Source organism: Lentzea sp. NPDC060358, from assembly GCF_042725365.1.
Lineage (GTDB): Bacteria > Actinomycetota > Actinomycetes > Mycobacteriales > Pseudonocardiaceae > Lentzea.
The window spans coordinates 24,037-47,755 of record NZ_JBHXCW010000037.1; the positions used below are offsets into that span (position 1 = coordinate 24,037).

Consider the following 23,719-nt stretch of genomic DNA (forward strand, 5'->3'; position numbering starts at 1 on the left):
TTTCGGCAACCAGATGATCTCCCGCGCGTCCTGGAATGTGGAGAGGTTTCCGAAGAAGGGGACAAGACGTTGAGTTTCAACCGACGTGCGGTGCTCGCTCTGGGTGCTGGAGCGGCACTGGCCGTGGCCGTGCCCGCCACGGCGCAGGCCTCGCCCATCACCGGCAGGCTGCGTGAGCTCGAACGGCAGCACAACGCGCGCCTCGGCGTGTTCGCGACCGACACCGGAACCGGCCGCACGGTGCTGCACCGGGCGGACGAGCTCTTCCCGATGTGCTCCACGTTCAAGACCATCGCGGCGGCCGCGGTGTTGCGCCGGGACACCGACGGGTCGTTGCTGCGCAAGGTGATCACCTACACGCAGGCCGACGTCGACCGGTCGGGCTACGGCCCGGTCACCGGCAAGCCGGAGAACCTCGCGAACGGCATGACCGTCTCGGCCCTGTGCGAGGCGACCATCACCTACAGCGACAACTGCGCGGCCAACCTGCTGCTCGCCGAGCTCGGCGGCCCCACGGCGATCACCCGGTTCAGCCGGTCGATCGGCGACCCGGTGACGCGCCTCGACCGCTGGGAGCCGGAGCTGAACTCGGCGGAGCCGGGCCGCACGACCGACACGACGTCGCCGCGCGCCATCGGCCAGAGCTACGCCCGTCTCACGCTGGGCCACGCGCTGGACCGCGCCGACGCCACGCAGCTGACGACCTGGTTGCTGGCCAACACGACCGGCGGCAAGCGCATCCGCGCGGGACTGCCGGCGGCGTGGGGCTGGGGCGACAAGACCGGCACCGGCGAGTACGGCACGACCAACGACGTCGGCATCGCGTTCCCGCCGGACCGCGCGCCGATCGTGATCGCGGTGCTGTCGACCCGCGAGGGCGAGCCCGAAGGCGCGGCCGACGAGGTGCTGCTGGCCAAGACGGCGGAGCTGGTCGCGGCGACGTTCAGCTGACGTGACAGGGCGACCCGTCCGAACGGGTCGCCCTGGTGCGTGCGCTCGGCCCTAGCTGGAACGGGCCGGTGCCGTTATGGTCGACGTGAATCTCGTTCACGTTCCCAGAGGCGGCGGCGATGCGGCGAGCGGTTCTCCTGGCGGTCCTGTTCCTCTTCTCGCTGGTGGTCACCCCTGCGAGGGCGGACTTCGACGGCACCGAGCTGCGGGTCTCGGGCGGGGTGTTCCGCGACGAGCACGGCCGCGAGGTGGTGTTGCGCGGCTTCAACGTCTCCGGCACGGCGAAGCTGGCCGAGAACCGCGGCCTGCCGTTCGCGACCGTCGCCGACGCGCGGAAGTCGGCGCAGGCCATGCAGCAGCTGACCGGCGCGAACGCCGTGCGGTTCCTGCTGACGTGGGCCTGGATCGAACCGCGGCGCGGCCAGATCGACCACGCCTACCTCGACGGCGTCACGGCGCAGCTGCGCGCGTTCACCGCTCTGGGCATCCGCGTGTACCTCGACTTCCACCAGGACCTGTACTCGCGGCACCTGTTCAACTCCGACAGCTGGTACACCGGCGACGGCGCTCCCGCGTGGGCGGCGAGCGGCTATCCCAGGGAGTCGTGCGGGATCTGCGTCCACTGGGGCCAGAACATGAAGAACAACAACGCCGTCACCGCCGCCACCTACGACTTCTGGCACAACCGCGGCGGGGTGCAGGACTCGTTCGTCTCCGCGGCGGGCGAAGCGCTCGCGCACGTCAGGGAAGCGTTGCCCGCCACCGAGTTCAAGCTCGTCGTCGGCGTAGACCCGCTCAACGAGCCGTATGCGGGCAAGTACGACAGCGGTCAGACCTCGCAGATGTGGGAGCGCGACCTCCTGATGCCGTTCTACCAGCGGTTCCGGGCGAAGATGGACGAGGCGGGCTGGGCGGCGAAACCCGCGTTCGTCGAGCCGTTGGTCTTCTGGAACCAGAACGTGGACTTCTTCGCCGAACCCGGTGGCCTCGCACTGGTGCCGTCGCTGGGGGAGCGGTTCGTGTTCAACGCGCACTTCTACGACGGCAAGGCGCAGTCCGGCGTCCTCATGCCGGGCAAGGCGGGCGACGGCCAGTACGCGCAGGCGTTCGGCACCATCCGCGAGCGGGCGAGGGCGCTCGGCACCACGGCGATCGTCTCCGAGTTCGGGCACCCGGTCTCCGGCTTCACCTCCGACAAGAACGCGTCCGTGCTCAAGGCGATCTACCAGGGTCTCGACTCGGCGGCGCCGGGTGCGCGCTGGTGGGCGTCGCCGCGCGGCACGGTCGTCTCGGGCAGCCAATGGCACTGGGACACCAATTACGGCCGCCACCGCGAGCTGATGAACGACAACCCGAACAAGGTCAAGACCGAGGGCGACGCCATGAACGACGAGCATTTCTCGGCGGTGAAACTCGACGCGTCCGGAAATGCCGTGCTGAACGTCGAACGCGCGCTCGTCGACCGCGTCTACCCGCAGGCCGTCGCGGGCACCACGCTCGCGTTCACCTACGAGGACCGCGCGCACCAGACCTGGCAGCAGGTCCCGCTGCCGAACGTCCGCGCGCTCGTCGGGTCCGCGCCGTTCGCCGTGCTCGTGTGGGACTCCACCGGTGGCGCCGCGCCGACCGAGGTGCACCTGCCGGAGTCGCTGCGGTCGCCGCTGGTGGTCAGCTCGGTCCCGTCGTCGGTGCAGGGCGGCAAGTTGCTGCTGCACGGCGGCGCCGGACGGCAGTTCGCGCTGGTCACGGCCCCGTCGAACGGCAACGCCGCGGCAGCGGAGGCCGAGCTGCGCCAGTGGTACGTAAGCTGGTGAAGTGCGAACAAGGCCCACTCTGACCTGGTCGAACCCAGGCCCGTCGCTGCCGCGCACCACTTCCCTCGCCGACGTCGTGCCGATCGTCGCGCAGGGCGGGGTGCTGGTGCTCAGCGGCGCCGGCCTCTCCACCGAGTCCGGCATCCCCGACTACCGCGGCGAGGGCGGGTCGCTGCGCAAGCACACCCCGATGACCTACGAGGAGTTCACGACCAGCGAGGCCGGCCGGCAGCGCTACTGGGCGCGCAGCCACGTCGGCTGGCGCACGATCGCCCGTGCCCACCCCAACGCGGGGCACCACGCCGTCGCGCGGCTCTCACCCCGGCTCGCCGGGGTCATCACGCAGAACGTCGACGGCCTGCACCAGGCGGCGGGCTCGGCGGACGTGGTGGAGCTGCACGGCGGCCTCGACCGGGTGGTCTGCCTGGACTGCCGGGTGCTTTCGCCGCGCCTCGACCTGGACCACCGGCTGCGCGAGGCGAACCCGGACTTCGCGGCTACCACCGACGAGATCAACCCCGACGGCGACGTGTTCCTGCCGGAGGACCAGGTGCGCGGCTTCACCGTCGTGCCGTGCGAGCAGTGCGGTGGTGTGCTGAAGCCGGACGTCGTCTTCTTCGGTGAGAACGTGCCGCGGCCACGCGTCGAGGAGTGTTATTCGCTCGTCGACAACGCACGGGCGTTGCTGGTCCTCGGGTCGTCGTTGACGGTCATGTCCGGGCTGCGGTTCGTGCGCCGGGCCGCGGCGGCGGGTCTGCCGGTCGTGATCATCAACCGCGGCGAGACGCGGGGCGACCCGCACGCGTCGCTGCGGGTCGACCTGCCGCTCGGGAAATCGCTGACGGAGCTCGCCGACCTAGTTCTGTGAGCGGAACTGGTCCAGCACCCGCCGCTCCCGCTTGGTCGGGCGGCCCGCGCCGCGGTCGCGCCGAGCGATCGGGATGTCCGGCGGGGGCGGAGGAGTGCGGTCGATGAAGCACGTGGCCGCGTCCGCCGCGCCGACCCGCTTCTGGATCACCCGCACGACCTCGACGATCTTCGTCTTGTCGCCGACGCGGGCGCGGACCCGGTCGCCGGGCACGACGGTGGTGGAGGGCTTCGCGGGCTTGTCGTTGATGCGCACGTGGCCACCCCGGCACGCCTGGGCGGCGTCCGGGCGGGTCTTCGTCAGCCGGACCGCCCACAGCCAGCGGTCGATGCGCGTGGACTCCACCCGGCCATCATGGCACCTCGCGGATCTTGGAGCGCATCGTCAGGCCGGCGGGGGGTGAGGCAGCGGGTGCGCGCCCTCCGGCCGCAGGCCGTCGAACAGGATCGCCAGGTAGCGCTCCCACAGGTCCGGTGGCGCGCCCGGCAGGTTCTTGACGACGTCGTTGGGCACGCACATCAGCAGCATCAAGTCGGTGCCCGTGACATCGGGCCGTAGCGCGCCCTCGGCTCGTGCGCGGTCGACGAGTGCGGTGATGGCCCGCGTCATGTGCTCCTGCGCCACGGCCACCTCGGGGCCGAGCGCGCCGGACAGGAACGACAGGTCGAGCTGCTGGCGCTGGCGGGCCGCGTACCGCAGGAACTCGAGCACCGCGGCGCCCGCGTCCCGGGCGCCGAGCAGGTCCCCGGCCAGCGCCGTCAGCCTGGCGACGCGGTCCAGCACGATGGCGGCGACCAGGTCGTCCTTGGTGGGGAAGTGGCGGAACACCGTGCCCTTGCCGAGGCCGGCGCGGCGCGCGATCGCCGAGATCGGTGCGTCCACGCCCTGCCGGGCGAACTCCTCGATCGCCGCGGCGAGCAGCAGCTCGCGGTTGCGGACGGCGTCGGCACGCAGGGACACCCCGGCAGCCTAACAAGTTGACCGCGCGGTCCGTTTCGGGCAGGCTAAAGTGACCAGCCGGTCCGTTTATGGGGGAGTGCGATGAGAGCTGTCGTGGTCAAGAGCTACGGCCCGCCGGAGGACTACGTGGTGGCGGACGTTCCCGTGCCGCGTCCGGGGCCGGGGCAGGTCCAGGTCCGCATCGCCGCCGCGTCGATCAACCCGGCCGACGTCGTCCTGCCGGGCGGGGCGTACCACGACGTCACGCCGCTCGAGTTCCCGCACGTGCCCGGCAACGACTTCGCCGGCACGGTGACGGAGACCGGTCCCGGCGTGACGGCGTTCCGGGTGGGCGACGAGGTCTTCGGCCAGGCCGTGCCGCGGGTGCTGCGCCCGCTGGCGGGCAGGACCAGGCCGTCGCTGAGCACGGGGTCGCTGGCCGAGTACGCGGTGTTCGAGGCGGACACGCCGCTGCTGACCCACCGCCCGCCCGGTCTCTCCGCCGAGGACGCGGCCGCGCTGGCCACGACCGGCCTGACCGCGCGGGCGCTCCTCGTGACGGCACGGCCGGAGCCGGGGAACACCGCGCTGGTGGTGGGCGCGACGGGCGGGGTCGGCACGGCGCTCGTCCCGCTGCTCGCGGCCGCAGGCGTGCACGTCGTCGCCACGTCCACCACCGCCGACGACTCACTGCTGCGCGCGCTCGGCGCCGCGGAGACCATCGGGTACGAGGACGCCTACCCGCGGGGCGTCGACAAGGCGTTCAACCTCGTGCTGCCGGGCGATCGGCTCGACGCGGTCGCCGGGGCGGTCCGTCCCGGCGGCGGTCTGCTCACGATCACCTACCCGCCGCCTGGACTGGACGCGCTCCGCGACGACGTCGACGTGCGGTTCGTGCTGGACCTCGACGGGGAGCTGGGAGGTATGCGCGAGGTGGCGGAACTGGCGGCCGGGGGCGCGCTGCCCGCGACGATCGGCCGCCGCTACACCCTCGACGAGGGGCCGCGGGCGTGCGCCGACTTCCTGCGGCGGCACACCACGGGCAAGCTCGTCGTCATGGTGTGACCGTGTCCACCGCGGACTTCAGGCCGAGCATCCTGGCGAGGCCGGACAGTTCGAGCACCTTCGTCACCTGGGCCGACGCCGCGGAGAGCCGCAGCCCGCCCGCCGTGGCGGAGGCGCGGGCGTGGCCGCGCACGAGAGCGCTCACACCGCTCGAGTCGCAGAACGTGACCCCGGACAGGTCGAGCACGACGTAGCGGTGGCCGTTGTCGAGGAGCCGGTCGAGTCGGGCGAGCAGGCGTTCGGAGCCGGAGCCGGCGAGTTCACCCGAGACGGTGACGAGCGTGGAGGCAGGTGACGTGTGGGTCACCGTGACTTCGAGCATTTCGAGGTTTTACCCAGTCCACGCGGGCGTGAAACCACCCGGCCGCCGTCGCTCGTCCGGGGAGCTCCGGCGACGGCGCGTGAATTCAAGATCTGCATTCGAAGATCGCCCTCGCTCGATTCGCCGGAATATTCCCGATGGTTTCGTATCCGCTGGGTGACGACGTTTTGGTTGTGGCCAAAAGCTTCGACGGTATTTTCGTCCGTCTGGAGACTGGCGGTGGGGCAGGTGCTTGTTGGGGAGAACAACCACCTGGGAAGAGAAAAAACGGGGGGACACATGAAAAGGCACGTGCGCGACAGTTTCTTCGTCGTGGGCGAAGGTGTGCTGGAATTCGACGACAGGGGCGAGGCCGTCACGCGGCGCCCCTCCACCGCGGAGGAGCTGCGCAGGTTCCGGTTCTCGCGGCTGGGGCCGAAGGGCCCGCGCACGGACGAGGAGACGCGGACGGCGCTCGCGACCGCGATCACCGCGGCCGGCGCGCAGCCCGACGCACCGGGTGTCCCCGCGGGGTTCACCTACCTCGGCCAGTTCGTCGACCACGACCTCACGATGGACCGCACCGACACGCAGCTCGGCCAGGACGTCAACCTCGACGAGCTGCTGCAGGGCCGCTCGCCGGCGCTGGACCTCGACTCGGTGTACGGCCGCGGCCCGCGCGACAAGGACGACCAGGCCTTCTACGCCGAGGACGGCGTGAAGCTGAAGACCGGCACCACGACACCGGTGCCGTTCCCGGACGAGGGCACCAACGTCCCGTTCGAGGGCTTCGACCTGCCGCGCCGCGGCGGGACGGCGGGCACGGCGGCGGACCGCAGGCTGCCGCTGATCCCGGACGCCCGCAACGACGAGAACCTCGTGGTGGCGCAGACGCACCTCGCGTTCATCCGCTTCCACAACCGCGTGGTCGACGAGCTCGCCCTCACCGGCCTCACGGGCGAGCGGCTCTTCCGGGCCGCCAGGGAGCTCGTGGTGCGGCACTACCAGTGGCTGCTCAGGACCGACTTCCTGCCGCGCGTCGTCGACCCGGCGATCGTGGAGGACGTCTTCACCCACGGCCGCCGGTTCTTCGAGGTGCCGGGCAGGCACCACGGCCGCGACAACGCGCCGACCATGCCGATCGAGTTCTCGGTGGCCTCGTACCGCTTCGGGCACAGCCAGGTCCGCGGCGCGTACCAGTGGAACCGCGTGTTCAACTCGGCGGGACCGGGCGGCATCGCGTCGCTGTTCGCGCTGTTCACGTTCACCGGCGTGGCGGGCAACTTCGACCCGGGCTCGCAGACGCCGGACGACCTCGACGACGTCGACCGCGGCCCGATCTTCACGTTGCCCAGCAACTGGATCGCGGACTTCCGGCGGCTCTACGACTTCACCGAGGCGGGCCGCGAGGACCTGGTGGCCCCGGCGGAGTCCGGCGGCGGCAACGTCACCAAGCGGATCGACACGCTGCTCGTCGACCCGCTGACGCAGCTCCCGGCCGGCACGTTCGGCGGGCGCGGCACGACGTTCCGCGAGATCGAGCGCAACCTCGCGTTCCGCAACCTCACCAGGGCCTCGATGATGGAGCTCGCGACCGGCCAGCAGCTCGCGGAGGTCTTCGGCGCCGAGCCGCTCACGGCCGAGCAGATCCTGACCGGCGACGGCGGTGCCGTGGTCGAGGGCCTGACCGGGGAGCAGCGGGACCAGCTCGTGACCGCGACCCCGCTGTGGTTCTACGTGCTGCGCGAGGCCGAGGTCGGTGGCGGGCGGCTGGGCCCGGTCGGCGGGCGGATCACCGCCGAGGTCTTCCACCGCGCGATGGAGGGCAGCCGGATCTCGATCGTGCGCTCGCCGTACTGGCGGCCCACGCTCGGGCCGGACTCCAGCACGTTCCGCATGGTCGACCTGCTGCTGTTCGCGTTCGAGGGCAAGGCCGACCTGCTGAACCCGCTGGGCGACCCGCCGGCCTGATCTTCCCCGCACCCGATGTCTGACCGTGTGGTGGCAGTCAGACAGGAGAGGGAGATCGATGACGCGTCCAGAAACGACACGCCGCGCAAGTGCGGGGCACCGCCTCACCCGGTTCGCGGGTGAGGCGGGAATCCCGTTGCTGCGCATCGGCCTGGGGGTCGTGTACCTCTGGTTCGGCGTGCTGAAGCTCTTCCCCGGCGCCAGTCCTGCCCAGGACCTCGTGGAACGCACGGTGTCCGCGCTGACGTTCGGGATCGTCCACGGGGACCTCGCGAGGCTCGGCGCCGCGATCACCGAGATCGGGATCGCACTGGTGCTGCTGAGCTTCCGCGCACCGGGGCTGTGCGCGGTGCTGCTGATCGGTCACGCCGTCCTGGTGTCGACACCGCTGGTGTTGTTCGCCGGGGAGATGTGGTCCGCTCCGCTGCGGGCGTCCTTCGAAGCCCAGTACATCCTGAAGAACCTGGTGACCGTCGCCGCCGCGGTGGTCATCGCCTCGTCGCGCCGGGGGGTGCGATGACCGGGAGCCGTCCGATCGCGGGGATCGGGCGGCTCCCGCGCGTGCGCGTCCCGATTCGTGCGACCGGGAACCCGCTGGTGGCAAGGCGATCGCGGACGACCGGGCAACCGCCGGCGCGTCCGCCGCGTCGTTCCTCCTTGTAAGGGAAGATCGAAGTCCACACGGGCCATCACACTCTCTGGGGACAGTGGATGAACTTCAAGCGGTTCACCGCCATGTGCGCGGTGCTCTCGATCACCGGTGCGGCCTGGGCGCCGTCGGCGAACGCGGGGGAGCAGCACCACCCGCTGGCCGAGCGGCTGCGCGCGGCGATCGCCGAGCAGAACTTCAAGGACGTCACCGACCTGACGCCGCCGGAGCCGGGCGCCGCGCGCTCGGCGGGACAGCGGGAGAAGTACGACCCGAGCCCGGCGGAGCTCGCGACCAAGGCCAGGACACTGGCGGTCCAGGCCGGCAAGCCGTTGCACCAGACGCCGAACATGGACGCGGCGATCATCGAGCTCGACGCGGCCGGGCGCCCGGCCGCGGTCGCGAACGTCCTGCTCAGCCCGCAGTACCCGACCGGCGTGGTCGTGCCGGTCAAGCACCGCAGCCTCGCCACCGACGAGGTGCGCTACCGCTGGTGGGACGACACCGAGTGGGACGTCAACGGCGGCAGGGGCACGCGCGACGTGCTGGCGGGCCGGGAGAACGCGCCGATCGACTTCTCCTCGCCGTACCCGGCGTCGGTGTTCAAGCTGATGGTGGGCTTCGGCGTGCTGCGCCTCGCCGACCAGGGCAAGGTCGACCTGGACGCGGACTACGTCTACGACCCGAACCCCGTGCGCGAGGCGTGCGGCGGGAAGTCGACGAAGAAGGTCCGCCAGCTCTTCGACGAGATGATCACGAAGTCGCAGAACGAGTCCACCTGCGCGCTGATCAAGATGATCCACGACCTGAACTCGTGGGACGCCGTGAACGCGAGCTTCGCCGACCTCGGCATGCCGACGCTGATGGTCACCGGGACCATCCCCGGCAACGGTGGCCGCTGGATCGGCTCGAACATGAGCGGTCTCGACACGGCGAAGCTCCTGCTGCTGGTCAACGGCGGCACGGGCGTGCTGTGGACGACGGACGCGGGCAAGCAGGTCACGCGTGACGAGCTGACGGCGTCGTCGCGGCAGTTCTTCCTGGACACCCTCGGCGGCCAGGGCCACAACGAGATGCTGTCCACACCGAACTGGTGCGGCCGCGACTACCCGGTGCAGGGCATCCCGCAGCAGGTGCCGGCGCGCTGGATCCAGGCCGACGGCACGGTGAAGGTCGGTGACGCCGTCTACGACCGCGACGTGCGGCCGTGCAACGAGGCCGCCGAGGTGACCTTCGCGCACAAGACCGGCTGGGTCGACACGACCGGCTCCGACGCGGGCATCGTGAAGTCGTTCCGGGGCAAGGACAACCGCAACTACGTGGTGGTCGTGTTCTGCAACCTCGGCACGGACTACGTCGACGCCGACCGCCCGGCCGACCCGCCCGGCGTGTTCCCGGTGCTCTACACGCAGAAGTACGCGAAGCTCGGCAAGGCGATCGACACCATCATGAAGAACCTCTAGCAGGACCCGGCACCGCGGTCGGTCACACGGCCGCGGTGCCGATCAGCCCGTTGCGCGTCACCAGCCCCGCCAGCGCGTCCTCGTCCAGCCCGCCGGTGCCCTCTGGTCGGCGCGGCAGCACCATGTACCGCGACTCGGCGTTGGCGTCCCACACCTCGATCCTGGTCGACTCCGGCAGGGTGAGGCCGAACTGCGCCAGCACCTCGCGCGGGTGGCTCACCACCTTCGAGCGGTAGGACGGGCTCTTGTACCAGGTGGGGGACGGCCCGAGCAGCGCCAGCGGGTAGCAGCTGCACAGCGTGCACACGACGACGTTGTGCACGTCCGCGGTGTTCTCGACGACGTGCAGCACCTGTGGTTGCAGCCCGCCGCCCATCGACAGGCCGATCTCGGGCAGCGCGTCGTTCGCGTCCGCGAGCAGCCGGGTGCGGAAGCCGGGGTCGGTCCAGGCCCGTGCCACGACCCGGAACCCGTTGGCGGGCTTGGCGTTGGCTGTGAAGGCCTCCAGCACCTGGTCCAGCTCGCGCGGGTCGAGCAGGCCCTTGCTCTCCAGCAGCGCTTCCAGCTCGCGCACCCGCGCGGCGATCGGGGAGTCGTCGTGGTCGTCACTCATCGCCGAGGTAGTCCTCCCAGAGGGACAGCGTCACGTGGTGGTCGCCGTGGCCGAACAGTTCGCGTGCGGGGAACCGCACCAGGTACACCTGCTGCTCGCGCCGGATCCCCTGCGCGTTCAGGTCCGCCAGCGGGTGGACGCCGTCGCTGCCGACGACCGTGCCGACCCGGCCGCGCGCGTAGTGCGGCAGCCGCGTGTGGTGGTCCGGGTCCACTGTGGACGTCCGCACCCGGTCGCCCGTGCGGTAGCGCTCAGACAACGCCCTTCTCCTCCAGGAGCGTCCGGATGGCGCGGAACCAGTTCTCGTAGTACGACGACTCGTGCGACATCGTCCGTTCGACGGCGTCGCGGAACTCGTCGAGGTTGTAGACCTTCTGCCCGATCAACGCGCGGTTCATCGCCATGACGTGCGCCTCCCAGTCGGCGTGAAACGGCGGCTCGTCGAGCTCCTCCAGCACGGGCCCGAAGCCGTCCAGTCCGCCGACGTCGTTGGTCCTCGGCATGTCACCTCCTGCGCTCGAGGAGATTCTGCGCCGCCTCGCGCTAGTTCGGGAAGTGGAACTCGGGACCCGCCGCCGGTCGGGAACGCCACGGCGCGCACGAAAGTCGGCCCTCGGTTCCCGGGAGTCGTGTCAGCCGAGCGGGTGCCGGGCGACGAGCACCATCGCGTCGAGCAGCCGCCACCAGTCCCGCTCACCCGCGTCCACGACCTGCCCGACGGCGGCCAGCGCGGCGATCACGGCCTCGGGCTCCTTCCCGAGCAGCACGACCGCCTGCCGGAACCGGTCGGTGCGCCGCAGCTTCACGAGCGACGGCGGCAATGCGGGCGGTGCCGGGTCCGGTTCGCCGAACGAGACGCGCAGGTCCGTGCCGAGCGCGGTGGCCAGGCGGGACAACGCGCCGGTCGTCGGGTTCCCGCGGCCGTTCTCGAGGTTCGCGATGTACGGCACGGAGAGGCCCGCGTCGGCGGCGACCGAGGCCACGGTGCGGCCGCTGGCCTGGCGCAGTGCGCGGATGGCCGGTCCCAGGGAGTCCACAGGACTATCTTGACAGAACACTGATCCGCTGTCTCTATTTTGTGGGTATGAGTGCCTGGGGGGTTCGGGACTTCCGGTTGCTGTGGGGCGGGCGGGCGGTCGGCCAGCTCGGGTCCTGGTTGCTGGTGGTGGCGGTGCCGGCGCACGTCCACGCGCTGACCGGGTCGGTGTTCGCCACGGGGCTGGCGCTCGCGGCGGAGTACCTGCCCGCGCTGGTGCTGGGGCCGGTGGCGGGGGTGCTGGTCGACCGGTGGGACCGGCGGCGGGTGATGGTCGCGGCGGACCTGGTCCGGGCCGCGGCCGTCGCGCTGATGCTGCTGGGGACGCCCGCGGCGATCTACGCGGCCGTGGTGGCGGAGAGCGTCGGGGCGGTGCTGTTCCGGCCCGCCGCGCAGGCCCACGTGCCGGCCGTGGTGGGGACGGGACCGGCGCTCGCGAGCGCGAACTCGTGGAACGCCGCGACCGACGGGGTGGTGGGGCTCGTCGGGCCTCCGCTCGGGGGAGTGCTCCTCGCGTGGGCCGGGTTCGAGGCGCTGGTGGCGCTCGACGTCGTCAGCTACCTGGTGTCGGCGGTCGCGATCGCGGCGACCCGCCGGCGTGCCGCGGTGGTGGGGGAGCGGTCGGGGTTCCTGGCCGGGGTCGAAGCCCTGCGGGCGCTGCCGGTGGCGCGGGTGCTGCTGCCGCTGAGCGCGGTGTTCCTCGCGGCCAACGCGGCGTTGAGCGCGCTGCTCGTGCCGTTCGGGGTGCGCCACCTCGGCGGGACCGCGCAGATCGGGATCGTGCTGTCGGCGCTGGGGCTCGGGTTCCTCGGCGGCGCGGTGCTCGCGCGGTGGCTCGACGGCGTGCAGCCGCGCACGACGCTCGCCGCGGCGCAGCTCTGCACGGCGGCCGGGTTCGCCGGGTTGTTCAGCGCGCGGGAGCTCTGGGCCGCCGTGGTCGCGGCCGTGGTGATCGGCGTGTTCGGGTCGGTCACGGTGGTGACGCCGAAGACCGTGGTGCAGCGGCAGGCACCGGGCCCCCTGCTCGGCCGGATCAGCGCGCTGTTCCTCGTGGCCGAGGCGGCGGCGACGCTCGTCGGGGCGGTCGGTGGTCCACTGCTCGCGGAGGCCGTGTCGCTGCACTTCGCGGCCATGACCGCGGCCGCCGTCGCCGCCGCGGGGGCGCTGGTCGGCGCGGTGACCGTGCCGCTCCGGCCGGCACCACGCTGAAGCACTTGCTCGACGGCTCCCTCACCGACGGCTTGCTCGTCCAGCCGCATCGCGGCGTCATGCGGCTGCACAATCACGTGCGGTCGTTCGAGGGCGCCGCCGGGAACACGGGCCGAGGGCAGTGCGGGGCTGGGGACCGAACGGGGTAACGCGGTGGCGGCGGAGTCGATGTAGGGGTGTGCGCCTCACCCTCCTCGCCGCCGCCGCGTTCCTGCTCCTCGCCTGCACCTCCACGCCGCAGGCGGCACCGTCGCAGGCGCCTGCCCCGCAGACCACGGTGGACCAGCCCGCCGGCACCGGCCCGACCTGCGCCAACGCCAACTCGTCGGTGGTGGGCAAGGCGCTCGGGCTGCGGTTGCAGGGGCAGCGGGAGACCGTCGACAAGGCCGTCACCACGTGCACGTACGTCGGCTCCGGCATGCCCGTCGAGGTGCGGTTCACGACGAACGCCACCGCCGCGGCGTTCGCGAAGGCCAGGCCGGAGGGCGCCAAGCCGATCGAGGGCTTCCAGGACGAGGCCTGGGAGACGGCGGCCGGCGGGTCGGAGACCACCCAGCACACGGTGGCCGCGCGCAAGGGGAAGACGCAGGTCGAGGTCAAGTCGCCCGCGGGCGTCGAGCCGTCGAAGAAGCTGATCGCGGACCTGCTGAGCAGGATCTAGACGGGCACGTCGAAGAACGACAGCACGCGCCCGCCCGGTGCGAGCCACGGCCGCACCAGCGCGCGGGCGCGGCCGGGATCGCGGTGGAACAGTCCCACCCGGACGGCGAAGACCAGGTCGAACCGGCGGTCGCCGAGGTTCACGTCCTCGAGCGAGGCGATCAGGAACTCCGCCTTGCCCGACACCACGTACGGGGCGTTGCGGCGGGTCGCGGCCTCGACCATCTTGACCGAGCGGTCGATCGCGGTGAGCGTCCCGGTGGACAGCAGCCCGCACACCATCGTGGCCGCGACGCCCTGGCCGCAGCCGATCTCCAGCACGCGGTCGCCGGGGCGTACCGCGAGCTGGCCGACCACATCCCGCAGCCGCTCGCTCACGGTCCACATGATGCGTCACGGCGGCGGGCGGGGCCACCGGCCGCGGGCGCGGACGTCAGCCCAGTCCGCCCAGGTTGACCATCCAGTTCACGCCGAACCTGTCGGTGAGGTCGCCGTACTCGTCGCCCCACATCTGCTTCTCCAGCGGGGTGCCGACCTGGCCGCCCTCCGCGAGCTTCGCGAAGTACTCGCGCAGCACCTCGTCGTCGCCCGAGAGCGAGACGGTGATGCGCGAACCCGACTTGCCCTCCATGCCGGGCGGCGTGTCGGAGGCCATGAGCGTGTAGCCGGCGTCGGTCTCGAGCTGGGCGTGCATGATCTGGTCGGCCTGCGGCGCGTCCTGCATGCCGAACTCCCCGAACGTGCTCATCTTCAGCTCTCCGCCGAAGACCGACTGGTAGAACTCCATCGCCTGGCGGGCCTGGCCGTCGAAGCTGATGTACGGGTTGAGGCGAGTGGCCACCGGAATCCCTCCTCGGGGGAAGACGGATCCGCATACTCGCAAACCCCCGGCACACCGACAACTCGAAGTCGTCCCGTGACAAGCCCGTTCGAGTGGTGAGCGCCCGGAGGACGGCCGTTCTTCGATCTGCTGCACCGTCCCCCGGCCTGACCTGCGCGAACAAGATTCTCGAAGATTTTCCGGGTCGTCGTGTCGATCCGGGCGGGTGCCCGTTCGACGCATCAGTGGAAGGACACGACAGCCCAGGAGGAACCCGATCATGACCGCGACCGCCACCACCGCCACCACGTCCCCCGTCGCCCGCAAGTCCGCGATCGCCCGGTACGCCACGCTCGCGACCCGCGTGCTGACCGGCCTGCTGTTCACCGTGACCGGCCTGAACGGGTTCCTGAACTTCATGCCCGCACCCGATCCGAGCACGATGGCGCCCGCCGGGGTGGCGTTCACCGCCGCCCTCTACGCCACCGGGTACATGCTGCAGCTCGTGGCGGGCGTCCAGGTGGTCGCCGGTGTGCTGCTGGTGATCGGCCGGTTCGTGCCGCTGGCACTGGCGCTGCTCGCGCCGATGGTGGTGAACATCTTCCTGATCCACGTGTTCCTGGAGCCGTCGGGCCTCGGGATCGCGATCCTCGTGGTGCTGGCCGAGATCGGCCTCGCGTGGGCGTACCGCGACCGGTTCCGCCCGATGCTGCAGGCCCGCTAGGCCCGCCAGCGAAGTCCCCCGCGGGCCACCGGCCGGCGGGGGACTCGTCGTTGCGGGACAGGGGTTTCCGGCCGGGCTACCGGGCGACGAACGTGGCCAGCAGCGCCTGCACCTCGTAGACGTCGACGCCCTTGCCGAACTGCTTGGAGATCGGCACGTCGCTGCTGGAGATCCAGATCTTCAGCTCCGCGTCCAGGTCGAAGTGCCCGGCGGTCTCGACCGAGAACTGCGTGATGGCCTTGTAGGGGATCGAGTGGTACTCGACCTTCTTGCCCGTCATGCCCTGCTTGTCGACCAGGATGAGCCGCCGGTCGGTGAACACGAACGAGTCGCGCAGCAGCTGGTAGGCCGCGTGGACCGGTTCCCCCTGCGCCAGCAGGCGGCCGAACTCCTGCGCGGCGGCCCTCGGGTCGAGCTTCGACGCGTTCCCCATCATTCCGCTGAGAAGTCCCATACCTCCACGTTTACCAGGCTTTCCGCCGGCCGCGGGAGGGCGTTGCGGAGCCGGATGCCGCTCCAGCCCAGCGAACTGCTCGTCACGTGGTCCCAGAACGGCCACAGCGACGGCAGCGCGCGCAGCGAGATCCCCGCCTCCTCGTGCAGCTCGAACAGGTCGCCGACGCGTTCGGCCGGCCCCAGCGGCACCACCGGTTCCTCCGCCACCACCGCGCTGTCGCCGAACGGCCGGAACGCGGCCGCGTCCAACCGGTACGCGTAGAGCTCCACCGCGCGCATGCGCTCCAGCCACCCGAACTCCACGGCGTGCACCCGCACGCCGCAGCCGGGCCCGATGATCCGGTCGCGGTCCCCGGCCGTGCTGCCCGGTGTCGTCCAGGCCAGCACCCGCGGGCACTGCCGGGGGAACCAGTAGTCGGGGGAACGGGCCGCGTCCACCGCCCACACGTACTCCCCGGGCTGCCGCGCGGTCGCCGCCCGGTGCGGGACGAACCGCGTGATCGACGGGTCCTCGGAGAAGTGCAACACCTGACCTGGTTCGGGGCGCATGAGGTCATACTGGCCCGCATGCGGAGGCTGACGCTCGCGGTTCTGCTGGTCCTCACCGGCTGCTCGTCGGGTGGCGCGGACAACGCCGCCGGCTTCACCCCGGTCGGCCTCACGGCGACGCCGGAGGCACTGGCGAGCCACGGCGACATGCTGGTCATCGGCACGCGGCCGTCGGATCACCCGGAACTCCTCACGCGGACCAAGGACGGCGCGCTGAGCAACGCGCGGCTCACCCCGGCGACGCCGTACGGCAAGGAAGCGCACTGGTACGGGATCACCTCCGACGGCACGACGATCACCGGTGTCGGCGGTGAACGCGGTGGCGCGCACGGCAACGTGCGGTGGAGCGCCTGGACCGGCGACACCCGGCAGATCGCCGAGAAGCCGCAGGCCTTCAGCACGTTCGGCGGGTACGGCGCGGGCGAGCTGATCGGGCCGGTGCGCACGAAGCGGGGGCCGCTGGTCATCGGCACCTGGCAGAGCGACAAGGCCGGGCTCGACATCGCCGTGTGGACCTACGCCGCCGACACGTGGAGTCGCCAGCCGTCCGGGGGCACGGTGCTCGAGAGCTCCCAGGAACTGCTGCGGTTCCCGCTCGCCGTCGCGCCGGACGGGGACGGGGCGATCGTCGTCGGCTGGCAGATCGCCAAGGGCGCCGTGAGCGCCGCGGTCTGGCGGTTCGACGGCGCGGCCTGGACCACCGCGACGCTGCCGGACGGCGACGCCGCGCTGGCCGCCCGCTGCTGGGACGGCACGTGCCACGTCGTGGGGCGCAGCAAGGGCAAGCTCGCCTGGTGGTCGGGTCCCGACTGGAAGAAGCTCGCCACGCCGGACATCCCCGTCGGGGACAACCAGGCCCTCGCCGCACCCGTGCCCGTCAACGGCGTGCCGACGCTCTTCGTCGACCACGGCGGGGTGAAGCTCGTGTCCGAAAAGGACGAACGACCGGCCGACGGGCCCAGCGGTGACGTGGTCGCGGCGGAAGCGGTCGGCGGGCAGGTGTTCGTGATCGCGGGCGGCCGGCTCTGGCGGCTCGGTTAGGCCGGAGTCCGCCGTGAACCGGTTCACGGCAACCCGGTCGAACACCGCTTTCCGGAGCTGCGGTCTTTCTCACAAGGGGACCGAACGCCCGCTTCACATTCGGACGGGCTTCCGGTTCCGCGACTTCGGCCGCCTGGTTCGCATCCCTCATCGGCTGTGACGTGGTTCACGGCGTTCGGGTGGCCCGCGGACGTGGTACAACTCCGCCTCCCGACCCAGCGCCCGGTCGGCGGAGTGGGGCAGCGGCCGGTGCGCCGGCCGGACGTCCTGGCTGCTCCGCGTCGATGCAGTAACCGCGGCGACATGAATCGCTTCGCAGCGTGATGTCCGGATTCTGATCACATTGCGCTGCTTGTCCCACGACTTCCGGTCATTGCATTCGCCCGGATGCGGCATGCGCATCCGCGTCCCGACAGAACTCCGCGGTGAATACAGCGATCCGGACGCACAATGGTCACGCTTGGACACACAATTGCCGAGAGTCAACTGTTGATGTGACTGTTCGGCCCGCCAATCGCCCACACATGGGTGACTATGGCCCGGTCAGTGGGCCCCCGCGCAATGGTGGGGGTGGGCAGCGGTCCGCCGGATCGGCGGTTAATCTCTTGCAAACTCGTCCACTGCAATCCAGTGCGCCGACGTCGCAACCACCGGGGAGAGGACTGAACACGGGTGGCCGGATTTCTGTTGCGGCGGTTGGTCAACTACGTGGTGCTCGCCCTCGTGGCGACGTTCCTCGCGTTCACGTTGGCCTCCGCCACCTTTGACCCGATCGGGGTGTTGCAGCAACGCAACCCGCCGCCGCCCGCGGCGTCGATCGAGGCGAAGAAACGAGACCTCCACCTCGACCAGCCGATCCCGCAGCGGTTCGTCACGTGGATGGGCGGGGTGGTGCAGGGCGACTTCGGCCGCACGATCACCGACCGCCCCATCACCGACGAGCTCGGCCGGCGCATCGGCGTGAGTCTGAGGCTGTTCCTGCTCGGCATCACGATCGGCATCCTGTTCGGCGTGCTGCTCGGCGTGGTGAGCGCGATCAGGCAGTACAAGTTCAGCGACTACTTCGCGACGCTGTTCAGCTTCGTGTTGCTGTCCACCCCGGTGTTCGTGCTGGGCACGCTGCTCAAGATGGGCGCGCAGGGCGTCAACGACGCGATCGGCTCGAACGTGCTGATCTTCGTGGGCGAGACGACCCCCGGCTTCCAGGGCAACTGGTTCGAGCACCTCGGCGACCGGCTGCAGCACCTCATCGTGCCGACGCTCGCGATCGCCCTCGGCCAGATCGCCTACTACAGCCGCTACCAGCGCTCGTCGATGCTCGACGTGCTCGGCAGCGACTTCCTGCGCACCGCCCAGGCGAAGGGCCTGACGCGCCGCAAGGCGCTGTTCAAGCACGGCCTGCGCACCGCGCTCATCCCGATGGCGACCCTGTTCGCGTTCGGGTTCGGCCTGCTCGTCGTCGGTGGCACGTTCACCGAGCGGATCTTCGGCTGGTTCGGCATGGGTGACTGGCTCGTCACCGGCATCTCGGCGCAGGACACGAACATCACCGCCACGGTGACGCTCTTCGTCGCGGTGTGCGTGCTGTTCTCCGGCTGGCTCGCCGACGTGCTGTACGCCGCGCTCGACCCCCGAATCCGCGTGAACTAGGCAAGGTGACGACGACGTGACCGTGATCCTCAACGAGGGCGACTCCGCGGGAACCACCGGCGCCGCCTCCGGCAGCCCCGTCGACGCGGCGCCCGAACCGGGCAAGGCGATGACGCGCGGCAGGCTCGTGCTGATCCGCTTCGCGCGGAACAAGCTGGCGCTGGTCGGCCTGGTGATCATCATCGGGATGTACCTGATGGCGTTCGTGGGCCCGCTGCTGTCGAAGTGGAGCTACGACACCCAGGACTACACCGCGTTCCTGGAGCCGCCGTACTCCGAGCACATCTTCGGCACCGACAAGATCGGTACCGACATGTTCGCGCTGACGATGCGCGGACTGCAGAAGTCGCTGATCATCGGCCTGCTCGTGGCGCTGATCTCGACGACCGTCGCGGCGATCGTCGGCGCGGCCGCCGGGTACTTCCTCGGCGTCGCCGACAAGGCGCTCATGTGGGTCGTCGACCTGCTGCTGGTGCTGCCGTCGTTCCTGATCATCGCGATCCTGAGCCCGTGGTTCCGCGGCAAGTCGTGGTTCCTGCTGGTGCTGATGCTCGCCGCGTTCCAGTGGATGATCACCGCCCGCATCGTGCGCGGCATGACGCTGACGCTGAAGGAGCGCGAGTTCGTCAAGGCGGCCAAGTTCATGGGCCAGCCGGCGCGCAAGATCATCGCCAAGCACATCGTGCCGAACATGGCCTCGCTGCTCATCATCGACGCGACCATCAACGTCGGTTCCGCGGTGCTCGCCGAGACGGGCCTGAGCTACTTCGGCTTCGGCGTCCAGTCGCCCGACGTCTCGCTCGGCACGCTGATCGGCGGCAACGCCGAGTCCGCGACGACCTTCCCGTGGCTCTTCCTGTTCCCGGCGGGCTTCCTCGTCGTGTTCGTGCTGGCGGTGAACTGGGTCGGCGACGGCCTGCGTGACGCGCTCGACCCCACCTCCACGCGCGTGCGCCGCAAGGAGAAGAAGGACACCAAGGAGAAGGCCGCCTGATGACCACCTCGGAGCTCCAGTTCGACACGCCGTCCGACCGTGTCGTCGAGGGACCGGTTCTGCAGGTCGAAGACCTCCACGTGTCCTTCCCCAGCGAGGCGGGCCGCGTGCGGGCCGTGCGCGGCCTGAGCTACTCCGTCTCGCCCGGCGAGGTCCTCGGCATCGTGGGCGAGTCCGGCTCGGGCAAGTCCGTGTCCTCGCTCGCCGTCATGGGCCTGCTGCCGTCCTCGGCGCGCATCACCGGGTCCATCAAGTTCCAGGGCCGCGAGCTGATCGGCCAGAGCGACACCGACCTGTCGAAGATCCGCGGCCGCCGCATCTCGATGGTGTTCCAGGACCCGCTGTCCGCGCTGACGCCGGTCTACACCGTCGGCGACCAGATCGCCGAGGCGATCCTGGTGCACAAGCGGGGCGCGGTGTCGAAGTCCGCCGCGGCCAAGCGCGCGGTGGAGCTGCTCGACCTCGTCGGCATCCCGAACGCGGCCGAGCGCGCCAAGGCGTTCCCGCACGAGTTCTCCGGCGGCATGCGGCAGCGCGCGGTGATCGCGATGGCGATCGCCAACGACCCGGACCTGATCATCGCCGACGAGCCGACCACCGCGCTCGACGTGACGGTGCAGGCCCAGGTGCTGCAGCTGCTCGAGACCGCGCAGGAGGTCACCGGCGCGGGCATCGTGATCATCACCCACGACCTCGGCGTCGTCGCCGGGTTCGCGGACCGGCTGATGGTCATGTACGCGGGCCGCGCCGTCGAGACCGGCCAGGTCGACGACATCTATCAGCAGCCGCGCATGCCCTACACGCTCGGCCTGCTCGGCTCGATCCCGCGCCTGGACGTCAGCGAGAAGCAGGCGCTGGTGCCGATCAAGGGCCAGCCGCCGTCGCTCACGGACCTGCCGCCCGGCTGCCCGTTCGCGCCGCGCTGCCCGATGGTCGTCGACGCGTGCCACACCGCCGAGCCGCCGCTCGTCGACGTGGACGGCTCGGTCGAGCACCGCGCCGCGTGCATCCGCACCAACGAGATCGCCGCGACCGACGCCGAGGGCGCCGAGGCCGCGGTCGAGATCTTCGGCGCCGAGGTGGCCGACGAGCCCGAGGTCGCGAAGATCCCGCGCGAGCAGCGCGAGGTCGTGCTGGGGCTCGACCAGCTCGTCAAGGAGTACGCGGTCAACAAGGGCGTGGTGTTCAAGCGCCGCGTCGGCACCGTGCACGCGGTCGACGGCATCACGTTCGACATCCGCGAGGGCGAGACCCTCGGCCTCGTCGGCGAGTCGGGCTGCGGCAAGACCACCACGCTGATGGAGATCCTCAACCTCCAGAAGCCCATGGGCGGCGAGATCTCCGTGCTCGGCACGAAGTCGTCCGAAGTGGACGCCAAGCGCCGCTTCGCGATCCGCCGCGACATGTCCGTGGTGTTCCAGGACCCGATGGCCTCGCTCGACCCGCGCCTGACGATCCACGACTGCATCGCCGAGCCGATGCAGGTGCACGGCTTCTCGAAGGACGAGATCAACCGGCGCGTGCCGGAGCTGATGCGGCTCGTCGGCCTGCGTCCCGAGCAGCTCTCGCGCTACCCCGGCGAGTTCTCCGGCGGTCAGCGCCAGCGCATCGGCATCGCGCGGGCGCTCGCCCTCGAACCGAAGCTCGTCGTGCTCGACGAGCCCGTGTCGGCCCTGGACGTGTCCATCCAGGCGGGTGTCATCAACCTGCTGGAGGAGCTCAAGTCCAAGCTGGGCCTGGCCTACCTGTTCGTGGCGCACGACCTGTCGGTGGTGCGGCACATCGCGGACCGGGTGGCCGTCATGTACCTCGGGAAGATCATCGAGATCGGCGAGGTGGACTCGGTGTTCGAGGCGCCGCGCCACCCGTACACGCAGGCCCTGCTGTCGGCGATCCCGATCCCCGACCCCGTGAAGGAGCGCCAGCGGGAGAGGATCATCCTCACCGGCGACCTGCCGAGCCCGGCGAACCCGCCGTCCGGCTGCCGGTTCCGCACGCGCTGCTTCCTGCACGCGCAGCTGCCGCCCGAGAAGCAGCGCACGTGCATCGAGGTGGAACCACCGCGCGAGGTCCAGGCCCCCGACCACGAGGCCGCCTGCCACTTCGCCCAAGTCCGTCAGGTCCTCTGATGCATCCGTCGCCTCAGAAGACCTGCGAAGGAACAGTGTTCCCGGCAACTGGTGTCCGGGCACGAGGGAGGTTCACGACAGTGAGTCGACGTACCACGGTGGGAGTGTCCGCGCTGGCCGCGGTCGTCCTCACGCTTACCGCGTGTGGGGGGCCCAGCAACAACAACGGCAACTCCGGCCTGAAGGGCGCGGACAACACGATCGGCCAGGCGGACATCAACCCGCAGGACGCGTCGAAGGTCAAGGACGGCGGCGAGTTCCGCTGGCCGGTCGACCAGTTGCCGGACAACTGGAACTACAACCAGCTCGACGGCACCAACGCCGACGGCCGCCGCATGATCGACACGGTGATGCCGAACCTGTTCAAGCAGAAGCCGGACGCCACGTTCGAGGTCAACAAGGACTACCTCGACGACGCGAAGCTCGCTTCCAGCGACCCGCAGGTCCTCGAGTTCAAGATCAACTCGAAGGCGAAGTGGTCGGACGGCACCGCGCTGTCCTGGCAGGACTTCGAGTCGATGTGGAAGTCGCTGAGCGGCACCGACAAGGCCTTCGAGGTCGCCGGCACCACCGGCTACGAGGACATCGAGAAGGTCGAGAAGGGCGCGACCGACCAGGACGTCAAGGTCACCTTCAAGAAGAAGTTCGCCGAGTGGAAGGGCATCTTCTCGCCCCTCTACCCGAAGGCCATGTCCTCCTCGGCCGAGGAGTTCAACAAGGGCTGGGCGGACGCCCCGAAGATCACCGCGGGTCCGTTCAAGATCGGCACGATCGACCGCACCGGCAAGCTCGTGACCGTCGTGCAGGACCCCGCGTGGTGGGGTGAGAAGCCGAAGCTCGAGAAGATCACGTTCCGCCAGGTCGACCGCACCGCGCTCGCGGACGCGCTCGCCAACGGCCAGATCGACTTCTTCGACATCGGCTCGAGCGTCGACAACTTCACGCGCGCCAAGTCCATGCAGGGCGTGACGATCCGCCAGGCGATCACGCCGGACTACTCGCACATCACCTTCAACGGTGCGGACTCCTCGATCCTCAAGGACCCGAAGCTCCGCGTCGCGCTGACCAGGGGCATCGACACCAAGGTCATCACGAAGGCCCTGCTCGGCCAGATGCTGAAGGGTGACGCGCAGGTCACCGGCAACCACTTCTTCCTGCTGGGCTCCGCGGGCTACAAGGACAACTCGTCCGTCGCCTCGTTCGACAAGGAAGCCGCGAAGAAGCAGCTCGACGACCTGGGCTGGAAGCTCGAGGGCGAGACGCGCAAGAAGGACGGCAAGGAGCTGGCCGTCCGGTACGTCATCCCGACGCCGAACCCCATCTCCGACCAGATCGCGAAGCTCGTGCAGTCGCAGCTCAAGGAGATCGGCGCCAAGATCGACATCAACGCCGTCCCCTCGACCGACTTCTTCAAGCAGTACGTCAACGTCGGCAACTTCGACATGACGAGCTTCCGCTGGCTGGCCTCGGCCACGCCGGTCTCGGACAGCAAGGGCATCTACTACCTCGACCCGGCCAGCACCAACCAGAACTACGGCCGCATCGGGTCCGAAGAGGTCAACAAGCTGCTCGACCAGGCCGTCGGCGAGCTCGACGACACCAAGCGCCTGGAGCTGGCCAACGAGGCCGACAAGAAGATCTGGGAGCTGGGCCACCAGCTGCCGCTGTACCAGCTGCCCGGCGCGGTCGCGGTGAAGAGCAACGTCGCCAACTTCGGCGCCGTCGCGTACGCGAACCGTCCGTACGACTACATCCACATGGGCTTCACCGGGTGACCGTGGTCAGCTGACGAACGGCCCGGCGGGGGTCTCCCCGCC

At 70.5% G+C, this 23,719-nt stretch carries 26 protein-coding genes; 15 read left to right on the forward strand and 11 right to left on the reverse strand.

The features are described from left to right. Positions 1-69: 69 nt before the first annotated feature. The 3 genes from bla to ACFWGZ_RS11075 all read left to right on the forward strand — a co-directional run bounded on the left by bla (position 70) and on the right by ACFWGZ_RS11075 (position 3,633). Positions 70-951, forward strand: a complete 882-nt coding sequence (gene bla / locus ACFWGZ_RS11065) for a class A beta-lactamase (RefSeq protein ID WP_382451324.1) — start codon at positions 70-72, stop codon at positions 949-951. Between the two features lie 119 nt (positions 952-1,070). Further along, positions 1,071-2,765: a cellulase family glycosylhydrolase gene (locus tag ACFWGZ_RS11070; RefSeq protein ID WP_382451325.1), complete on the forward strand. Its 1,695-nt coding sequence runs from the start codon at positions 1,071-1,073 to the stop codon at positions 2,763-2,765. 1 nt (position 2,766) lies between these two features. Further along, positions 2,767-3,633 (forward strand): NAD-dependent protein deacetylase, encoded by an 867-nt coding sequence (locus tag ACFWGZ_RS11075; RefSeq protein WP_382451326.1) that lies wholly within the window; start codon positions 2,767-2,769, stop codon positions 3,631-3,633. On the opposite strand, the gene ACFWGZ_RS11080 is transcribed toward ACFWGZ_RS11075, so the two are convergent. Beyond that, positions 3,622-3,978, reverse strand: coding sequence for an RNA-binding S4 domain-containing protein (locus ACFWGZ_RS11080; protein WP_382451327.1), 357 nt, complete (start codon positions 3,976-3,978; stop codon positions 3,622-3,624). The two genes, ACFWGZ_RS11075 and ACFWGZ_RS11080, sit on opposite strands and share 12 nt — an antisense overlap. 39 nt (positions 3,979-4,017) lie before the next feature. Then, on the reverse strand, positions 4,018-4,593 hold the full coding sequence (locus tag ACFWGZ_RS11085; protein WP_382451328.1) for a TetR/AcrR family transcriptional regulator: 576 nt from the start codon (positions 4,591-4,593) through the stop codon (positions 4,018-4,020). Positions 4,594-4,674: 81 nt separating this feature from the next. Between ACFWGZ_RS11085 and ACFWGZ_RS11090 the strand changes: the two genes are divergently transcribed. Then, entirely contained in the window at positions 4,675-5,637 is a 963-nt protein-coding gene (locus ACFWGZ_RS11090) for an NADP-dependent oxidoreductase (RefSeq protein WP_382451329.1), read from the forward strand. Here ACFWGZ_RS11090 and ACFWGZ_RS11095 read toward each other — a convergent pair. Further along, positions 5,627-5,959, reverse strand: coding sequence for an STAS domain-containing protein (locus ACFWGZ_RS11095; RefSeq protein ID WP_382451330.1), 333 nt, complete (start codon positions 5,957-5,959; stop codon positions 5,627-5,629). The genes ACFWGZ_RS11090 and ACFWGZ_RS11095 overlap by 11 nt on opposite strands. Positions 5,960-6,250: 291 nt before the next feature. Between ACFWGZ_RS11095 and ACFWGZ_RS11100 the strand changes: the two genes are divergently transcribed. The 3 genes from ACFWGZ_RS11100 (at position 6,251) to ACFWGZ_RS11110 (ending at position 10,021) form a co-directional block, all read left to right on the forward strand. After that, the gene (locus tag ACFWGZ_RS11100) at positions 6,251-7,909 is read left to right on the forward strand and encodes a heme peroxidase family protein (protein ID WP_382451331.1); all 1,659 of its coding nucleotides are present in this window, start codon (positions 6,251-6,253) and stop codon (positions 7,907-7,909) included. A gap of 58 nt (positions 7,910-7,967) precedes the next feature. Beyond that, the gene (locus ACFWGZ_RS11105) at positions 7,968-8,429 is read left to right on the forward strand and encodes a hypothetical protein (RefSeq protein WP_382451332.1); all 462 of its coding nucleotides are present in this window, start codon (positions 7,968-7,970) and stop codon (positions 8,427-8,429) included. 191 nt (positions 8,430-8,620) lie between these two features. Beyond that, positions 8,621-10,021, forward strand: a complete 1,401-nt coding sequence (locus tag ACFWGZ_RS11110; RefSeq protein ID WP_382451333.1) for a serine hydrolase — start codon at positions 8,621-8,623, stop codon at positions 10,019-10,021. Between the two features lie 22 nt (positions 10,022-10,043). Here ACFWGZ_RS11110 and ACFWGZ_RS11115 read toward each other — a convergent pair whose 3' ends face one another. The 4 genes from ACFWGZ_RS11115 to ACFWGZ_RS11130 all read right to left on the reverse strand — a co-directional run bounded on the left by ACFWGZ_RS11115 (position 10,044) and on the right by ACFWGZ_RS11130 (position 11,671). After that, on the reverse strand, positions 10,044-10,634 hold the full coding sequence (locus ACFWGZ_RS11115) for a nitrile hydratase subunit alpha (protein ID WP_382451334.1): 591 nt from the start codon (positions 10,632-10,634) through the stop codon (positions 10,044-10,046). Then, entirely contained in the window at positions 10,627-10,893 is a 267-nt protein-coding gene (locus ACFWGZ_RS11120) for an SH3-like domain-containing protein (protein ID WP_382451335.1), read from the reverse strand. The genes ACFWGZ_RS11115 and ACFWGZ_RS11120 overlap by 8 nt, the downstream gene beginning before the upstream one ends. Further along, the gene (locus tag ACFWGZ_RS11125) at positions 10,886-11,137 is read right to left on the reverse strand and encodes a hypothetical protein (protein ID WP_382451336.1); all 252 of its coding nucleotides are present in this window, start codon (positions 11,135-11,137) and stop codon (positions 10,886-10,888) included. The genes ACFWGZ_RS11120 and ACFWGZ_RS11125 overlap by 8 nt, the downstream gene beginning before the upstream one ends. A 129-nt stretch (positions 11,138-11,266) precedes the next feature. Then, complete coding sequence (locus tag ACFWGZ_RS11130) at positions 11,267-11,671, reverse strand: helix-turn-helix domain-containing protein (protein ID WP_382451337.1); 405 nt, start codon at positions 11,669-11,671, stop codon at positions 11,267-11,269. 47 nt (positions 11,672-11,718) lie between these two features. Between ACFWGZ_RS11130 and ACFWGZ_RS11135 the strand changes: the two genes are divergently transcribed. After that, complete coding sequence (locus ACFWGZ_RS11135) at positions 11,719-12,879, forward strand: MFS transporter (protein ID WP_382451338.1); 1,161 nt, start codon at positions 11,719-11,721, stop codon at positions 12,877-12,879. 178 nt (positions 12,880-13,057) lie between these two features. Further along, positions 13,058-13,540 carry a hypothetical protein gene (locus tag ACFWGZ_RS11140; RefSeq protein WP_382451339.1) on the forward strand — a complete coding sequence of 161 codons (483 nt, stop codon included), beginning with the start codon at positions 13,058-13,060 and terminating at the stop codon, positions 13,538-13,540. Here the strand turns inward: ACFWGZ_RS11140 and ACFWGZ_RS11145 are convergent. Both ACFWGZ_RS11145 and ACFWGZ_RS11150 read right to left on the reverse strand, forming a co-directional pair. Continuing rightward, complete coding sequence (locus ACFWGZ_RS11145) at positions 13,537-13,917, reverse strand: SAM-dependent methyltransferase (RefSeq protein ID WP_382451340.1); 381 nt, start codon at positions 13,915-13,917, stop codon at positions 13,537-13,539. The two genes, ACFWGZ_RS11140 and ACFWGZ_RS11145, sit on opposite strands and share 4 nt — an antisense overlap. A gap of 55 nt (positions 13,918-13,972) precedes the next feature. Continuing rightward, entirely contained in the window at positions 13,973-14,380 is a 408-nt protein-coding gene (locus ACFWGZ_RS11150; RefSeq protein WP_382451341.1) for a VOC family protein, read from the reverse strand. 259 nt (positions 14,381-14,639) lie between these two features. Between ACFWGZ_RS11150 and ACFWGZ_RS11155 the strand changes: the two genes are divergently transcribed. Next, positions 14,640-15,083, forward strand: coding sequence for a DoxX family membrane protein (locus ACFWGZ_RS11155; protein WP_382451342.1), 444 nt, complete (start codon positions 14,640-14,642; stop codon positions 15,081-15,083). A gap of 76 nt (positions 15,084-15,159) precedes the next feature. Here ACFWGZ_RS11155 and ACFWGZ_RS11160 read toward each other — a convergent pair whose 3' ends face one another. Together ACFWGZ_RS11160 and ACFWGZ_RS11165 are read right to left on the reverse strand one after the other, a co-directional pair. Further along, entirely contained in the window at positions 15,160-15,537 is a 378-nt protein-coding gene (locus ACFWGZ_RS11160) for a PH domain-containing protein (RefSeq protein WP_382451343.1), read from the reverse strand. Then, the gene (locus ACFWGZ_RS11165; protein ID WP_382451344.1) at positions 15,516-16,088 is read right to left on the reverse strand and encodes a DUF6886 family protein; all 573 of its coding nucleotides are present in this window, start codon (positions 16,086-16,088) and stop codon (positions 15,516-15,518) included. Before ACFWGZ_RS11165 ends, ACFWGZ_RS11160 begins: the two co-directional genes overlap by 22 nt. A gap of 18 nt (positions 16,089-16,106) precedes the next feature. On the opposite strand from ACFWGZ_RS11165, the gene ACFWGZ_RS11170 reads away from it, so the two are divergent. The 5 genes from ACFWGZ_RS11170 (at position 16,107) to ACFWGZ_RS11190 (ending at position 23,677) form a co-directional block, all read left to right on the forward strand. After that, a complete protein-coding gene (locus ACFWGZ_RS11170) occupies positions 16,107-17,129 on the forward strand; it encodes a hypothetical protein (RefSeq protein ID WP_382451345.1) in 1,023 nt (340 codons plus the stop codon). A gap of 672 nt (positions 17,130-17,801) precedes the next feature. After that, a complete protein-coding gene (locus ACFWGZ_RS11175) occupies positions 17,802-18,779 on the forward strand; it encodes an ABC transporter permease (protein ID WP_382451346.1) in 978 nt (325 codons plus the stop codon). 16 nt (positions 18,780-18,795) lie between these two features. Next, complete coding sequence (locus tag ACFWGZ_RS11180) at positions 18,796-19,773, forward strand: ABC transporter permease (protein WP_382451347.1); 978 nt, start codon at positions 18,796-18,798, stop codon at positions 19,771-19,773. Further along, complete coding sequence (locus ACFWGZ_RS11185; protein WP_382451348.1) at positions 19,773-21,902, forward strand: dipeptide ABC transporter ATP-binding protein; 2,130 nt, start codon at positions 19,773-19,775, stop codon at positions 21,900-21,902. Before ACFWGZ_RS11180 ends, ACFWGZ_RS11185 begins: the two co-directional genes overlap by 1 nt. Before the next feature lie 80 nt (positions 21,903-21,982). Beyond that, on the forward strand, positions 21,983-23,677 hold the full coding sequence (locus tag ACFWGZ_RS11190) for an ABC transporter substrate-binding protein (RefSeq protein ID WP_382451349.1): 1,695 nt from the start codon (positions 21,983-21,985) through the stop codon (positions 23,675-23,677). Positions 23,678-23,719: the final 42 nt, after the last annotated feature.

Coding starts and splice junctions, on each gene's coding strand:
- ACFWGZ_RS11170 (WP_382451345.1), top strand. CDS start 16,107: ATGCGGAGGCTGACGCTCGCGGTTCTGCTGGTCCTCACCGGCTGCTCG.
- ACFWGZ_RS11090 (WP_382451329.1), top strand. CDS start 4,675: ATGAGAGCTGTCGTGGTCAAGAGCTACGGCCCGCCGGAGGACTACGTG.
- ACFWGZ_RS11095 (WP_382451330.1), bottom strand. CDS start 5,959: ATGCTCGAAGTCACGGTGACCCACACGTCACCTGCCTCCACGCTCGTC.
- ACFWGZ_RS11115 (WP_382451334.1), bottom strand. CDS start 10,634: ATGAGTGACGACCACGACGACTCCCCGATCGCCGCGCGGGTGCGCGAG.
- ACFWGZ_RS11185 (WP_382451348.1), top strand. CDS start 19,773: ATGACCACCTCGGAGCTCCAGTTCGACACGCCGTCCGACCGTGTCGTC.
- ACFWGZ_RS11125 (WP_382451336.1), bottom strand. CDS start 11,137: ATGCCGAGGACCAACGACGTCGGCGGACTGGACGGCTTCGGGCCCGTG.
- ACFWGZ_RS11110 (WP_382451333.1), top strand. CDS start 8,621: ATGAACTTCAAGCGGTTCACCGCCATGTGCGCGGTGCTCTCGATCACC.
- ACFWGZ_RS11135 (WP_382451338.1), top strand. CDS start 11,719: ATGAGTGCCTGGGGGGTTCGGGACTTCCGGTTGCTGTGGGGCGGGCGG.
- ACFWGZ_RS11165 (WP_382451344.1), bottom strand. CDS start 16,088: ATGCGCCCCGAACCAGGTCAGGTGTTGCACTTCTCCGAGGACCCGTCG.
- ACFWGZ_RS11155 (WP_382451342.1), top strand. CDS start 14,640: ATGACCGCGACCGCCACCACCGCCACCACGTCCCCCGTCGCCCGCAAG.
- ACFWGZ_RS11105 (WP_382451332.1), top strand. CDS start 7,968: ATGACGCGTCCAGAAACGACACGCCGCGCAAGTGCGGGGCACCGCCTC.
- ACFWGZ_RS11160 (WP_382451343.1), bottom strand. CDS start 15,537: ATGGGACTTCTCAGCGGAATGATGGGGAACGCGTCGAAGCTCGACCCG.
- ACFWGZ_RS11070 (WP_382451325.1), top strand. CDS start 1,071: ATGCGGCGAGCGGTTCTCCTGGCGGTCCTGTTCCTCTTCTCGCTGGTG.